The sequence below is a fragment of the Vibrio hepatarius genome (assembly GCF_011806575.1).
Taxonomy (GTDB): domain Bacteria; phylum Pseudomonadota; class Gammaproteobacteria; order Enterobacterales; family Vibrionaceae; genus Vibrio; species Vibrio hepatarius_A.
Window position 1 is genome coordinate 48,832 of record NZ_JAATOO010000004.1, and the last position, 13,908, is coordinate 62,739.

The 13,908-nt window shown below is 47.7% G+C and carries 11 protein-coding genes; 3 read left to right on the forward strand and 8 right to left on the reverse strand.

Features of this window, described 5'->3' with window-relative positions; genetic code table 11:
* Window positions 1–9 precede the first annotated feature (9 nt).
* From rnd to HCZ42_RS04040, 7 genes are all read right to left on the reverse strand, one after another.
* On the reverse strand, window positions 10–1,125 hold the full coding sequence (rnd, locus tag HCZ42_RS04010; protein ID WP_167419467.1) for a ribonuclease D: 1,116 nt from the start codon (window positions 1,123–1,125) through the stop codon (window positions 10–12).
* Window positions 1,126–1,221: 96 nt separating this feature from the next.
* Window positions 1,222–2,916 carry a long-chain-fatty-acid--CoA ligase FadD gene (gene fadD, locus HCZ42_RS04015; RefSeq protein WP_167419468.1) on the reverse strand — a complete coding sequence of 565 codons (1,695 nt, stop codon included), beginning with the start codon at window positions 2,914–2,916 and terminating at the stop codon, window positions 1,222–1,224.
* Window positions 2,917–3,028: 112 nt separating this feature from the next.
* Window positions 3,029–3,883: an alpha/beta fold hydrolase gene (locus HCZ42_RS04020; protein ID WP_167419469.1), complete on the reverse strand. Its 855-nt coding sequence runs from the start codon at window positions 3,881–3,883 to the stop codon at window positions 3,029–3,031.
* On the reverse strand, window positions 3,883–4,452 hold the full coding sequence (locus HCZ42_RS04025; RefSeq protein ID WP_167419470.1) for a Slp family lipoprotein: 570 nt from the start codon (window positions 4,450–4,452) through the stop codon (window positions 3,883–3,885). The genes HCZ42_RS04020 and HCZ42_RS04025 overlap by 1 nt, the downstream gene beginning before the upstream one ends.
* 27 nt (window positions 4,453–4,479) lie before the next feature.
* Complete coding sequence (locus tag HCZ42_RS04030) at window positions 4,480–4,782, reverse strand: chromosome partitioning protein ParA (RefSeq protein WP_167419471.1); 303 nt, start codon at window positions 4,780–4,782, stop codon at window positions 4,480–4,482.
* Between the two features lie 18 nt (window positions 4,783–4,800).
* Complete coding sequence (gene tsaB, locus HCZ42_RS04035; protein WP_167419472.1) at window positions 4,801–5,499, reverse strand: tRNA (adenosine(37)-N6)-threonylcarbamoyltransferase complex dimerization subunit type 1 TsaB; 699 nt, start codon at window positions 5,497–5,499, stop codon at window positions 4,801–4,803.
* Window positions 5,500–5,527: 28 nt separating this feature from the next.
* Window positions 5,528–7,444 (reverse strand): ATP-dependent DNA helicase, encoded by a 1,917-nt coding sequence (locus tag HCZ42_RS04040; protein ID WP_167419473.1) that lies wholly within the window; start codon window positions 7,442–7,444, stop codon window positions 5,528–5,530.
* A 253-nt stretch (window positions 7,445–7,697) separates the two neighbouring features.
* Here HCZ42_RS04040 and purU point away from each other — a divergent pair, with 253 nt between their 5' ends.
* On the forward strand, window positions 7,698–8,531 hold the full coding sequence (purU, locus tag HCZ42_RS04045) for a formyltetrahydrofolate deformylase (RefSeq protein ID WP_167419474.1): 834 nt from the start codon (window positions 7,698–7,700) through the stop codon (window positions 8,529–8,531).
* Window positions 8,532–8,602: 71 nt separating this feature from the next.
* On the opposite strand, the gene HCZ42_RS04050 is transcribed toward purU, so the two are convergent.
* Window positions 8,603–10,606: an NADPH-dependent 2,4-dienoyl-CoA reductase gene (locus tag HCZ42_RS04050; protein WP_167419614.1), complete on the reverse strand. Its 2,004-nt coding sequence runs from the start codon at window positions 10,604–10,606 to the stop codon at window positions 8,603–8,605.
* Between the two features lie 207 nt (window positions 10,607–10,813).
* Between HCZ42_RS04050 and sppA the strand changes: the two genes are divergently transcribed.
* Both sppA and ansA read left to right on the forward strand, forming a co-directional pair.
* The gene (sppA, locus tag HCZ42_RS04055) at window positions 10,814–12,664 is read left to right on the forward strand and encodes a signal peptide peptidase SppA (protein WP_167419475.1); all 1,851 of its coding nucleotides are present in this window, start codon (window positions 10,814–10,816) and stop codon (window positions 12,662–12,664) included.
* A gap of 154 nt (window positions 12,665–12,818) precedes the next feature.
* Window positions 12,819–13,835, forward strand: a complete 1,017-nt coding sequence (gene ansA, locus HCZ42_RS04060) for an asparaginase (RefSeq protein ID WP_167419476.1) — start codon at window positions 12,819–12,821, stop codon at window positions 13,833–13,835.
* Window positions 13,836–13,908 lie beyond the last annotated feature (73 nt).

Genomic DNA, 13,908 nt, shown 5'->3' on the forward strand with positions numbered 1-13,908 from the left:
AGCCTTTCGTTAAATCATTTTATTGAGCTTTTCGCCGAGTAACTCTAAGCGCCAGCCCTGCATCAAATCCGGCAACCTTGAAGGGTCACGGTCTTTTCTCCATACCCAGCTGATGAACTGATTTAATTGCTTCTTCGAGGCTAAAAACTCCGTCGCCAAACCCGATGACTGCGATGCGTGTTTGACTTCATCTTTTAGCTTTTTGAACAGCTGCTTATAACTCGGCATATCCATCAAGCGCTCTATTTTCGCTGGATACTCTTCAGCCGGAATGTTTTTAGCCGCTTTGACGATAGAGATAATTCGCGCTGAGTGGCGACCAACCGAACGTGGGTCGATGCCTTCTTGCTCCATACGTTGGCGATTTTGAATCCCCAAACGCGCAACCATTAACAGGTCGTTTTCTTTAAAAACAAAGTTCAGAGCCAAGTCTCGGCGAATTGCTTCTTTGTAGCGCCAAGTTGCCAAAGGCTTGAGTATTGCTAGCTCACTCGGTTTAAGCTGCCAAGCGCCCTTAATATCAAGGTACGCGTTGTCTGGGTCGACATTTTTCACACGTTTCGCCGCCAGCAAATCACTCTCTTGCTGCGCCGCTTCCCACCAGCCTGCTTCTGTCACTTGTTGTTCTAGCTTCTCAAACAGTGGGTAGAGATAGTAAACGTCAGCCGCGGCGTATTCCAACTGCTTCGTGGTCAGTGGTCTTGCCAACCAATCGGTGCGCGACTCACTCTTGTCCAGTTCAACGCTCAGGTAAGACTCCACCAGTGAAGCGAAGCCGGTTGATAGACCATGCCCCAAAAACGCCGCTATTACTTGCGTGTCTACCATAGGGTAAGGCAAACAACCAAAGCTATTCTGGAACACTTCCAAATCTTCACCGCACGCGTGCAACACTTTAAGGACAGAGGTGTCTTTCAACAGCTGTTCGAAAGCACTCATATCTTCGATGGTTGTCGGGTCAATCAAGGATAATGTCTGGCCGTCATAAAGCTGAATCAAACCGAGCTGAGGATAGAACGTTCGCGTACGAACAAACTCGGTATCCAGCATAACGATGTCGGTATCTCTTGCCTGCAAACAGACCGTTTCTAATTGTTCCGATTGGGTGATGATTTGATAATTCACTAAGTTCTCGCTGTGAAGTTAAATACGCCGGAAAACAAAATGCCGACAAGGGATTGTCGGCATTCTATCATTTCTGTTTTAACTCTGCTCGGCTAGTTAGCTTTGCTGAGTTTTTGCTAGGTTTGCTTCGTTCTCTTCGCGCAATTCACGGCGCAGAATCTTACCTACATTCGTTTTTGGTAAGTCTTCTTTGAACTCAACAAGTTTAGGCACTTTGTAGCCAGTCAGATGCTGGCGACAGTGAGTGATCACTTCGTCTTTGGTTAAGCTTGGGTCACGTTTCACAACGTACACCTTCACGACTTCTCCCGAGACTGGATGTTCCTGACCAATCGCCGCCACTTCAAGCACTTTGCCGTGCAACGCGACCACATCTTCAATCTCGTTTGGATAGACGTTGAAGCCAGACACAAGGATCATGTCTTTCTTACGGTCAACGATATGGATAAGGCCTTCGTCGTCAAACTTAACGATATCACCGGTTGATAGCCAACCGTCGGCGTCAATCACTTCTTTGGTTGCTTCCGGACGCTGCCAGTAACCTTGCATCACCTGTGGACCACGAACTTGAAGCTCACCCACTTCGGTAATCGGTAGCTCTTTGCCTTCATCATCGACGATACGAACTTCTGTCGACGGTACTGGTAGACCGATGGCACCCGTGTATTGAGTCAAGTCGTATGGGTTACCCGTGACCAGTGGTGAACATTCGGTTAGACCGTAACCTTCCAGCAAGTGAATACCTGTGGTTTTCTGCCACTGGTCAGCAACCGCACGCTGCACTGCCATACCACCACCAACAGAAAGTTTCAGGTTGCTGAAATCAAGCTCGTGGAAGTCTTCGTTGTTCACTAAAGCATTGAAAAGCGTGTTTACACCAGTAATCGCAGTGAATGGGTATTTCTGTAGCTCTTTGATAAAGCCCGGAATATCACGTGGGTTGGTGATCAACAGGTTACTACCACCCATCTCAATGAACAGCAAGCAGTTCACCGTTAAAGCAAAAACGTGGTAAAGCGGAAGTGCTGTAACCACCAGCTCACGGCCTTCAGACAATACTGGTCCGTAGGCACCTTTGGCTTGCATCACATTGGCAATCATATTGCGGTGAGTCAGGATCGCGCCTTTTGCCACCCCAGTAGTGCCACCTGTGTACTGCAAGAAGGCAATATCTTCGCCGGACATAAATGGTTTCACGTACTGTAGACGACGACCTTTACGCAGTGCTTTACGCATTGAAATCGCACCTGGCAAATCGTACTTAGGTACCATGCCTTTCACGTATTTAACGACGAAATCGACAATCGTACCTTTGGCGCGTGGCAGCATCTGACCAAGACTGGTCAGAACCACGTGTTTAACTGGCGTATTATCAACGATTTGCTCCAGTGTATTGGCAAAGTTCGATACGATAACAATCGCTTTAGCGCCAGCGTCGTTCAGCTGATGCTCCAGCTCACGTGGTGTGTAGAGTGGGTTCACGTTTACCGCGATCAAACCTGCGCGTAAGACACCAAACAGCGCTACTGGATATTGCAGCAGGTTTGGCATCATTAGCGCAACTCGGTCACCTTTCTTAAGCTTGAGGTCGTTTTGCAGATAAGCGGCAAATGCTCGGCTGCGCTCTTCAAGCTTACGGAATGTCATTACCGAACCCATATTCATGAATGCAGGCTGGTCAGCGTATTTTTGGACTGATTGTTCGAACATCTCAACCAGTGATGGATACTGATCTGGGTTGATGTGCTCAGGCACATCGCTTGGATAACGTGATAACCAAGGTTTATCCACGGTAATACTCCTCGAAAATAAGCGGGCAGTTGTCGACGAAACGCCGTGTTTTTTATTGCCGACTATTACACCACAGGCAAAGTGTTGGAGCACGAAACAGCCAAACACTTGTTTAAATTTTGTTAACTAAGCCAAAGATTAGGTCAATTACTCTAACTGGAGATTGTAGGTGGCAATGATGCCCGCCTGCGACCAATTCAATTTGAATCGCTTCAGACGCATCTTGTCGAAAACTCTGCAAATGAGAAAAACCTTGCTCGCCTAATATGACCACCTGAGGACAGGTGATGTGTTGACGAATGGAGTGCGCATGTTGCCACGACATTCGATATAAAGACTGGCTTTGCAGCTTGATATCATGTCGCCAGTACCATTGAGAGTCGCGTTCAACCACCCCTCGAGTCACTATCGGAGCGATCTGTTGTGGCAATAGGTGATTGACCTTCGCCCTTCTCTCAATGGCATCTTGTAGTGATGCAAATGCTCTTGCTGGTTTTCTACGGAGCCTTTGTCGACTGAGCACACCATCCCTTAATCGAGAGACGGTTTGGCTTTCTTCTTCAGCCAAAGGTCCATAACCTTCTATCTGAACTAACCCACTGACTTGTTCAGGAAAGGCGGCACTATAACAACTTGCGACCAAAGCACCAAGCGAATGCCCTACTAACACTATTCTGTTTGGCGAGAAGTTAACCAAAAGCTGGTAAATATCGTCAATATAGTCGTGAAATGGATAGAAATTGCCGTAACTTTTATGACTTGAAAGGCCATGACCAGGTAAATCGATTGCGCAGAGGTGTAGCTTTGGCGCGGCTTGGTGTAATCCCTCTAGAATGGGAAAGAAACTCGCGGCGTTATCCAACCAACCATGCAAAAAAACGACCGATATATCGGCCGTTTTGCTGTTGCCATACTCCACAGCCTCAAGAAACCCCTCATGGAGTGGATAGCGTTTACTCTCAAACATTACCTGACTTCCTGTATCACTTTCGCTCGCCTCGTTCCAAAGCGAAGATCCTGACAATAAAGCGTGCGACAAGGATAGAAATGGCTATCAAAATCGTTAGTGACCACGGTTTCTTCGATGCGCCACAAATGGAAACCTTTCACCTTCATCACAGGGAAATCGTAGCTATAGTCACCGACCTGATTCTCTTCCCGGCCAGCCGATTGGCCTAGCAGAGTAATCAAACGACCTTCCGACAAAGTAACCGGGTCTGCAAATCCGCTGATGTAACCGACAAAGCGCCCCTGGGGCTCCATATCAATGTCTGGCCTGCCGGTTGAATTGATCGGCAAATTGACCACTTCAACACGGGTTTGATTTTCAAGATTGGTCACTTTCGCAATCACGCCACCCAACCTAACTTCACCATTGCTGGCTGTATTTGATTGCCATTGACTGTAATCGGTAATCAGATTGGTGTTATCGGTTTTTAACGACTCAGGAAGAGAGCTACACGCACTCAATAATAGTACGCCAGCAAGAACCATGACCTTGGAGAAAAATCGGCGATAAAACATACTGTTAGTCATAACGACCACCAAGACTAAGAAGTGAAACTAGATATAGATATCGACACCTAGCATGGAGGAGAGTTCATCACGTTTCGTTTGATTCATCACGTTCATGTACTCTTCCATCGCTTTACGACCTTTCCCTTCAGGGAGATCATATTGGATCTGAGCTTTGTGTACTTCTGATTCGCTTACTTGGCGGATAGTATGCGCCACAGCATTCGCCACCTTCGATGGCTGTCCTACTGGGTCTTTCTGCTGTGACTTCTTAACCTCGTTCTTTTTGTTGGTCTTATTGGTTCGATTGGGACCATTGACCGAAGGAGGTAATCCGTTAATTGAAACCATACTATCCGCTTATGTTGTTTATTCGCGACCGGGTAACTTCTTCCAAGCAACCTTGTCACGCAGGTAAGTCGGACTCGCCTCTTCTGCATCCACCGTGTTGCCTTTTAGCCATTCCAGTTTCGCCAGTTGAACAATATCTTCTGCGTCTGGGAAAAGAACTTCGCTGCCAGTACGCTCAAATTTAAGCGCTGATAGCTCTGAATACGCGTCCCAACCCGTCCCTGCAGTATGCCAAACGTGCTCATCCGCTTGACTGTTTTCAGCGAGAAGCGCAGGTGGAATCACACACTCAGGATCCACTTGCAGCCAGCTACCGTCTTCTTGACGAGCAAAGCGTCCCCAATAGACCTCACTCATACGTGCATCAATCGCACACGCGACATGTTGAGCTTCATGCTTACGGAAACAGCCTTGCGCCATCGTTTCAAGGGTAGATACGCCAATCATAGGCAGTTCTGCGCCAAACGCTAAACCTTGCGCAATACCAATACCGATACGAACCCCAGTAAAACTGCCAGGACCACGACCAAACGCCAAGGCATCCAAGTCGTTCAAGGTAAGTCCCGCTTCTTTTAGTACTTCGTCCACCATAGGTAAGATCTTTTTGGTGTGATCCCTCGGTGCAACTTCACTACGAACATACACTTGGTCATCGACTAAAAGCGCTACAGAACAGTTCTCTGTAGCCGTATCTAGGGCAAGAATCTTTGCGCTCATTGAAATCTCTAAATTTTGTTGGTTGTTTCTAATCTGAAATATGGTCAAGAAAGTTGCTCACCACAGCCAAATCACGCGTACGCGGAATAGGCGGTAAGCTGGCGAGAAACACGCCACCATACTCTCGCGTCACTAAGCGGTTGTCACAGATGATCAACGCACCTTTGTCTTTCTTGTCTCGTATTAACCGCCCGACTCCCTGCTTAAGTGTAATCACTGCATCGGGTATTTGAACCTGTGAAAACGGATCGCCGCCTTTTAACTGACAATCTTCGATGCGAGCCTTCAATAATGGGTCATCGGGTGCGGTAAACGGTAATTTGTCGATGATAACACAGCTCAGCGCGTCACCTCTAACATCTATGCCTTCCCAAAATGCGCCTGTTGCCACCAGTAACGCGTTACCGAGCTCCATAAACTCTGCCAGCGTTTTCTGTTTACTGGTTTCACCTTGCAACAGCACTGGGACGGAAAGGGTTTCTCTAAAGCGTTCACCTAAATCTCGCATCATGCTGTGTGAAGTACACAAGAAGAAGCAGCGGCCTTGGTTTTTCTCTATCAGCGGAGCGAGCATACGAACTAACTTGTCAGCCAGCCCCGGACTGTTCGGCTCGGGCAGGTAACGCGGCACACACAGTCTCGCTTGGCTTTGGTAATCAAACGGACTCGGCAAAGAAAACTGCTTGGACGGTTTTAAGCCTAAGCGGGAAGTGAAGTGCCCAAAGTCATCATTAACCGCTAAAGTCGCAGATGTAAAAATCCACGCGCCCTGTTTAAGTTCGATTTGCTCGTGAAACTTATCGGCAACCGACAGCGGTGTAATATGCAGGCTAAAGTGCCTTGGCGTGGTGTCGTACCAATATGAATAGCCAGTAATGGATACATCACACACGCGCTGCAATCGCGCTTGAATCGTGTTTGCCCGCTCAAACGCGGTATCGAGCAGTTGACTACGCCCCAACGCTAGTTTTAGTACTTCTAAGGCAAAATCGAGTGCTTCTTGTAGTCGCTCTAACTCGCGCGCAATAGACGGGGATTTAATCGCTTCACGCCAGTTACCACGAAAACCAGGTTCGCCTAATGTAATGCGTAAATCCATCGCGGCTTGCTGGAGTTTCTCGCCCACTTTCTGCAATTGGCGCATATCTTTGGCTTCGGTGCGATAGCCAATTTCGATATCTTTGGATAGCTCTTGAATTTGACGGCTGGAAAGCGATTGACCGAAATACTGGCTGGCAATGTCCGGAAGCTGGTGCGCTTCATCAAAAATAAACACGTCCGCTTCAGGGATTAACTCACCAAAGCCCGTTTCTTTAATCGCTAAGTCGGCGAGGAACAGATGGTGGTTAACCACCACCACATCAGAATCCATCGCTTTCTTACGCGCTTTGAGCACAAAACAATCCTGATAACTCGGACATTCTTTCCCAAGGCAATTATCGTTGGTCGACGTGATCGTTGGGATGACTAAGCTATCTTCGGCGATCGCGTCACAGTCACCTAAATCACCTGTTTTGGTCTCACTCGCCCACGAACGCACTTTGACCAGTTGGCTAAGCAAGGTTGGATCTGCACTGTTAGTGTGGCTTTCAATCATCTGGCGGCTAAGTCTGTCGAGGCACAGGTAGTTCGCCCGCCCTTTCAACAAAGCCACTTGGCCGTAAAATCCCAACGCACTGACCATTAACGGCAAGTCGCGGTGAAACAACTGTTCTTGCAGGTTTTTAGAACCGGTACTGATGATGATTTTCTTACCACTGAGCAACGCTGGTACTAAATACGCAAAGGTTTTGCCCGTTCCGGTCCCGGCTTCGACCACCAACTGCGAGTCATGCTTGATCGCATCGGTGACCGCTTCGGCCATATCAAGCTGAGCCTGACGAGGCTGAAATCCGGGAATCGCTTTACCAAGAGCGCCATCAGAGGAGAAAGTTTTGCAGATCATCAAAAGTTATCGGTCGAGCTATTTGGGTTTGAGATTATGGCAGTTTTCGCTGCACGGCGCGAACATCGATCACCATCATCACTCGAAAAATCTGCTCACTTATAAGCAGACAAACGATTAACTCACAATATTTGTTGAAACACTTGGGTAATTAGTTTAATTGTTATTGCCATGCCGCGGGTTACTTCACCGTTCGAAGCCCTGTCAAAGATTGAAAATACAACAAAAATTATTTCATGGAAGTACCAATTTAATGGAAAAGAAAACACTACTCACACACTGTGCTGATGCCCCGGGTCTGATCTCGAAAATCACCAATATTTGTTATAAGCACCAACTCAATATCATTCACAACAATGAATACGTTGATAACACCAGTGGCCATTTCTTTATGCGCACCGAACTGGAAGGCTATTTCAACGACGAGACGCTGCTAGCCGATCTTAGCCACGCGTTACCAGATAAAGCCAAGTACAAACTCATCAGCTCACGCCGCAAACGCATCGTAGTCCTTGTGACCAAAGAAGCGCACTGTTTGGGCGATATCCTGATGAAGAATTACGACGGCAGTTTAGACGTAGAGATTGCTGCGGTTGTCGGCAACTACGACTCACTACAAAACCTTACTGAACGCTTTGATATCCCTTATCACTGCGTTTCTCACGAAGGCTTAAACCGCGAAGAACACGAAGCGAAACTACTGGAAGTGATCGACGAGTACAATGCGGACTTCCTAGTTCTAGCGAAATACATGCGTGTACTGACACCATCGTTTGTCGAGAAATACCACCACAAGATCATCAATATTCACCACAGTTTCTTACCTGCGTTTATCGGCGCGAAACCGTATCAACAAGCGTACGAGCGTGGGGTTAAAATCATCGGTGCAACCGCGCATTTCGTCACCAATGACTTAGACGAAGGTCCGATCATCAAACAAGATGTTATTCCTGTCGACCATACCTTCAGCGCACAAGACATGGCGCAAGCGGGTCGTGACGTAGAAAAGAACGTGTTAAGTAAAGCCTTGAACAAAGTGCTGAATGACCACGTTTTTGTTTACGGTAATAAGACCGTTATTTTGTAGTCTCGGTTCAAAACAACAAAAAGGCCTCCACAGCGGAGGCCTTTTTATGACTCATTGTTTAATCGTCTTGCTTAAAGCTTCACTGCCAACTCAACGCCTTGTCGAATTGCTCGAACAGCGTCGAGTTCTCCGGCGTAATCTGCACCACCGATCACGTGGAGTTTACCTTCGAGTTGTGACCACTTATCTTCAAACGGGCGCACCGACTCTTGTCCAGCACAAATGATCACTTTATCGGCTTCCAATAACTGCTCTTTGTCATCAATAGAAATATGCAGGCCTTGGTCATCAATTTTCTCGTAGCTCACACCACCAAGCAGATGAACACCACGCTTTTCTAGAGTGCGCTTGTGAATCCAGCCGGTGGTTTTACCCGGACCTTTACCTACACGCCCTTTCTTACGTTGTAGCACCCAAACTTCTTTGTCACTCAACGAATCAGGGTATGGGTACAAACCACCCGGATGAGAAATCTCTTTATCAATGCCCCACTCATGCAGCCAATCATCAAGGTTATGACCAGTTGGTTCTGTCAACATGGTCGCGACGTCAACACCGATACCGCCAGCACCAATAATGGCAACCTTGTTACCAACATAAGTTTTGTCGCGGATCAGCGTCTGGTAGTCAACGACTTTTTCAGGGTTATCGATGCCATCAATCTTCACTTTACGCGGCTCAACACCCGTCGCCATGACCACTTCATCGTATTCGCTGAGTAAGTCGAAATTTGCTTCGGTTTCTAGGTGCAATTTCACGCCCGTTTCATCAATCAGATTCGCGAAGTAGCGGATAGTTTCGCGGAATTCTTCTTTGCCCGGGATCTGCATCGCCAAGCGGAATTGGCCACCGATTCGGTCGTTGCGTTCAAATAAATCGACATGGTGCCCTCGCTTTGCCAATGTTGTCGCGCACGCCATACCGGCGGGGCCCGCACCGACCACTGCGATGTTCTTTGGTTTATCCGTTGCGGTAACTTTCAACTCATCTTCACGACACGCAAGCGGATTAACCAGACAGCTAGCGCGTTTGCCTTTAAACACATTATCTAGACACGCTTGGTTACAACCGATACAAGTATTAATTAGGTGCGATTGCAGGTTTTCTGCTTTGATAACAAATTCCGGATCAGCCAAGAATGGACGCGCCATCGATACCATGTCTGCGTGACCACTGCTTAGGGTTTTCTCCGCCTCATCCGGCGTATTAATTCGGTTACAGGTGACAATCGGCACATTGACGTGCGGACGAACTTTCTCTGTCACCCAAGTAAACGCACCGCGCGGAACTTGCGTCGCGATGGTCGGAATACGTGCTTCGTGCCAGCCGATACCAGTGTTAATGATGGTTACGCCTGCTTTTTCGAGCTCTTTTGCCAACAGCACCACTTCATCAAAGGTACTGCCCTCTTCGACCAAATCGAGCATCGAAAGGCGGAAGATAATAATAAACTCTTCGCCAACCGCTTTACGGATAGACTTGACGATCTCCAATGGAAAACGAATGCGGTTCTCATAGCTGCCACCCCATTCGTCGTAACGCATGTTGGTGCGTTTACAGATGAACTGGTTGATCAGATACCCTTCTGAGCCCATCACTTCGACACCGTCGTAACCCGCCGTTTTCGCTAAAGACGCGCTGTTGGCAAATGCGTCAATGGTATTTTTGATTTGGCGAGTGCTCATTTCGCTCGGAGCAAAACGAGCAATTGGCGCTTTGATGGCCGACGCACTTTGGGAAAATGGATGCATCGCATAGCGCCCAGCGTGCAAGAGTTGCAACGCAATTTTACCGCCGTGCTGATGTACTGCGTCTGTTACCACTTTGTGAGCGTTTGCATGCTTAGGCTTGCTGAACTCGGCGCTAAACGGGTGTAAACGACCGCGTAAATTCGGCGAGAAACCACCTGTTACTATAAGACCAACACCGCCTTTGGCACGTTCTGCATAAAACGCAGCGAGCTTACCTAGGCCTTCTTTGTGCTCTTCTAGGCCAGTGTGCATCGAGCCCATCAAGACTCGGTTGCGGATTTGTGTGAATCCGAGATCCAACGGCTTTAACAAGTTTGGGTACATGGCAGACATCACTTATATTTTTCTTATTGAGGTCTGACCACGATAAGCATGTCTGTAATAAAAATCAAACAAGCGTTTACATTTTTGTAACACCGATCAATCTACAGTTGTTTGCGTCAACTAGTTTCAGTAGGATGTAACTTTGCTGGTTTTATAAGGTCTTACAGCGATTAAGCCTTGAACTGCGGTCATCGCAGCGGAGATGAAATGAAAAAAATGTTTAAGTTTATAGGGTTGGTGTTTAAAGGGATATGGAAACTGATCTCATTTATCCGACTCGCTCTGACCAATCTGATTTTCTTGGCAAGTATTGCTGTTATTTACTTTATCTATATCGGTGCAGAAACACCTGAACCGACAGTGCCAAAAGAGTCAGCCCTGATCCTAAATCTGACTGGTCCTATCGTCGAACAGCCAAAATACGTCAACCCTATGGACTCTCTGACAGGTTCAATCTTTGGGCAAGATTTACCAAGAGAGAACGTGCTGTTCGATATCGTTGATACGATTCGCTATGCCAAAGATGACCCTAAAGTCAGCGGCTTGGTGCTCGCACTACAAGACATGCCAGAAACCAACCTAACCAAACTGCGTTATATTGCTAAAGCACTCAACGAGTTTAAGGCTGCGGGCAAACCCATTTATGCCGCAGGCGATTTCTACAATCAAAGCCAGTACTACCTAGCCAGCTACGCCGACAAAATTTACATGTCGCCAGACGGGGCGGTGTTACTTAAAGGCTACAGTACCTATTCGCTGTACTACAAAACACTATTGGAAAAACTCAACGTCAATACACACGTATTCCGCGTTGGCACCTACAAGTCGGCAATTGAACCGTTTATTCGTGATGATATGTCTGACGCTGCACGCGAGTCTGCCTCTCGTTGGCTAGGTCAATTATGGGGCGCGTACGTAGATGACATCGCAGCCAATCGCCAAGTCAACGCAGAATCACTCAACCCAGATATGGATGAGTTCCTTGCATTACTGAAAGAGAACAACGGCGACCTTGCCTCCCTTTCTAAGAATATCGGTTTAGTTGACCAACTCGCCACACGCCAACAAGTACGTAAAGACCTCATCGACGTATTTGGTAGCGACGATGACGACAGCTACAACCATATTGGTTACTACAAATACCAGACGACCATTTCACCCGATTTCAACGTCACCCAAGATGATATCGCCGTGGTTGTTGCTAGTGGTGCCATCATGGATGGTTCTCAACCGCGTGGTACCGTTGGTGGTGATACGGTCGCTTCGTTGCTGCGCCAAGCACGCACCGACAACAAGGTGAAGGCGGTTGTATTACGCGTGGACAGCCCGGGCGGCAGCGCGTTTGCCTCAGAAGTAATTCGCAATGAAATTGAAGCACTGAAAGAAGCAGGTAAGCCAGTAGTCGCATCAATGTCGAGTTTGGCAGCATCTGGTGGTTACTGGATCTCAATGAGTGCCGATCGCATTGTCGCGCAGCCTACAACGCTGACGGGTTCAATCGGTATCTTTAGCGTGATCACGACATTTGAGAAAGGTCTCAACGAGCTTGGCGTTTACACCGATGGTGTAGGTACGTCGCCATTCTCTGATGTGGGTTTAACCACTGGCCTATCGGAAGGCGCATCACAAGCGTTCCAAATGGGTATTGAGCACGGCTATCAGCGCTTTACGAATCTTGTCAGCACTAATCGCGATATCCCAATCGACGAGTTGGATAAGATTGCTCAAGGCCGGGTATGGACAGGTCAAGATGCGCTGAACTATGGCTTAGTCGATAGCATCGGTGATTTCGACGATGCGGTGAAAGTGGCGGCTGAACTGGCCGAGCTGAAAGACTACAACCTCTACTGGGTTGAAGAACCACTATCGCCAGCACAGCAGTTTATTCAAGACTTTATGAACCAAGTTAAAGTGTCATTGGGCTTGGATGTATCGGCGCTTGTGCCATCAGCACTTCAACCGGTGGTTAACCAAATGAGCGCCGATGCGGATTTGCTACAGAGCTTCAACGATCCAAAAGGTCAGTACGCGTTCTGTTTGAATTGTCTGGTCGAATAAAGAGCGTGCATATCCGCTAAACCGGACGCTTGTAGCACATTTCACTAGATAGTCACCAATTAGGGGCATTCCGATACCGGATGCCCCTTTTTATTGGTGACGTTTGATATATAATCCACCACTCTGTTCCCCTACAAAAACTGGTCTCTAAGCAATGGCAAGAAAACACATTTATATCGCTTACACCGGTGGCACCATTGGCATGCAGAAATCGCATGACCATGGTTACGTCCCAGTCGCTGGCTTTATGGAAAAGCAATTGGCAAACATGCCGGAATTCCACCGTCCAGAAATGCCAGAATTCACCATCCATGAATACGATCCACTGATCGACTCTTCGGACATGACTCCAAAAGATTGGCAGCAAATTGCTGATGATATCCGTAATAACTACGATAAGTACGACGGTTTTGTCATTCTTCATGGTACGGATACCATGGCGTACACAGCTTCTGCGCTTTCTTTTATGCTGGAGAATCTCGGCAAGCCGGTTATCGTAACAGGTTCACAGATCCCTCTTGCGGAGCTCCGCTCTGACGGCCAAGCCAACCTGTTAAACGCGTTACACATTGCGGCGAACTACCCAATCAACGAAGTCACCTTGTTCTTCAACAACAAATTGATGCGTGGTAACCGCAGTACGAAATCGCACGCTGACGGCTTTAACGCTTTCACCTCGCCAAACCTGCCACCTCTTTTGGAAGCGGGTATCAATATCCAAATCAGTAGTGATGTGCGAGTCGACGAGAAGCCAGAAGGCGAGTTCAAGGTTCACGATATTACGCCACAACCGATTGGCGTCATCACCATGTACCCTGGTATTTCGCATGAAGTTATCCGCAATACTTTACTTCAGCCAGTTAACGCTATGATCTTGCTGACGTTTGGTGTCGGTAATGCGCCGCAAAATCCAGAGCTACTTGGACATCTAAGAGACGCTTCTGAGCGTGGTGTGATCGTGGTGAACTTAACGCAGTGTTTAGCGGGCAAGGTCAACATGGGCGGCTACGCGACAGGTTGTGCTTTGGCAGAAGCAGGCGTAATTAGCGGCTACGATATGACTCCTGAAGCGGCACTAGCAAAACTGCATTACCTACTTAGCCAAGACCTCTCTTATGAGCAAGTGAAAGTGAAAATGCAGCAAGTCCTGCGCGGTGAGATGAGTATTTAACTCCACCATTAAACGACAAAAGCCAGCGTAACCCGCTGGCTTTTTTGTTGTCTGGATGTGTTAATATTTTTGA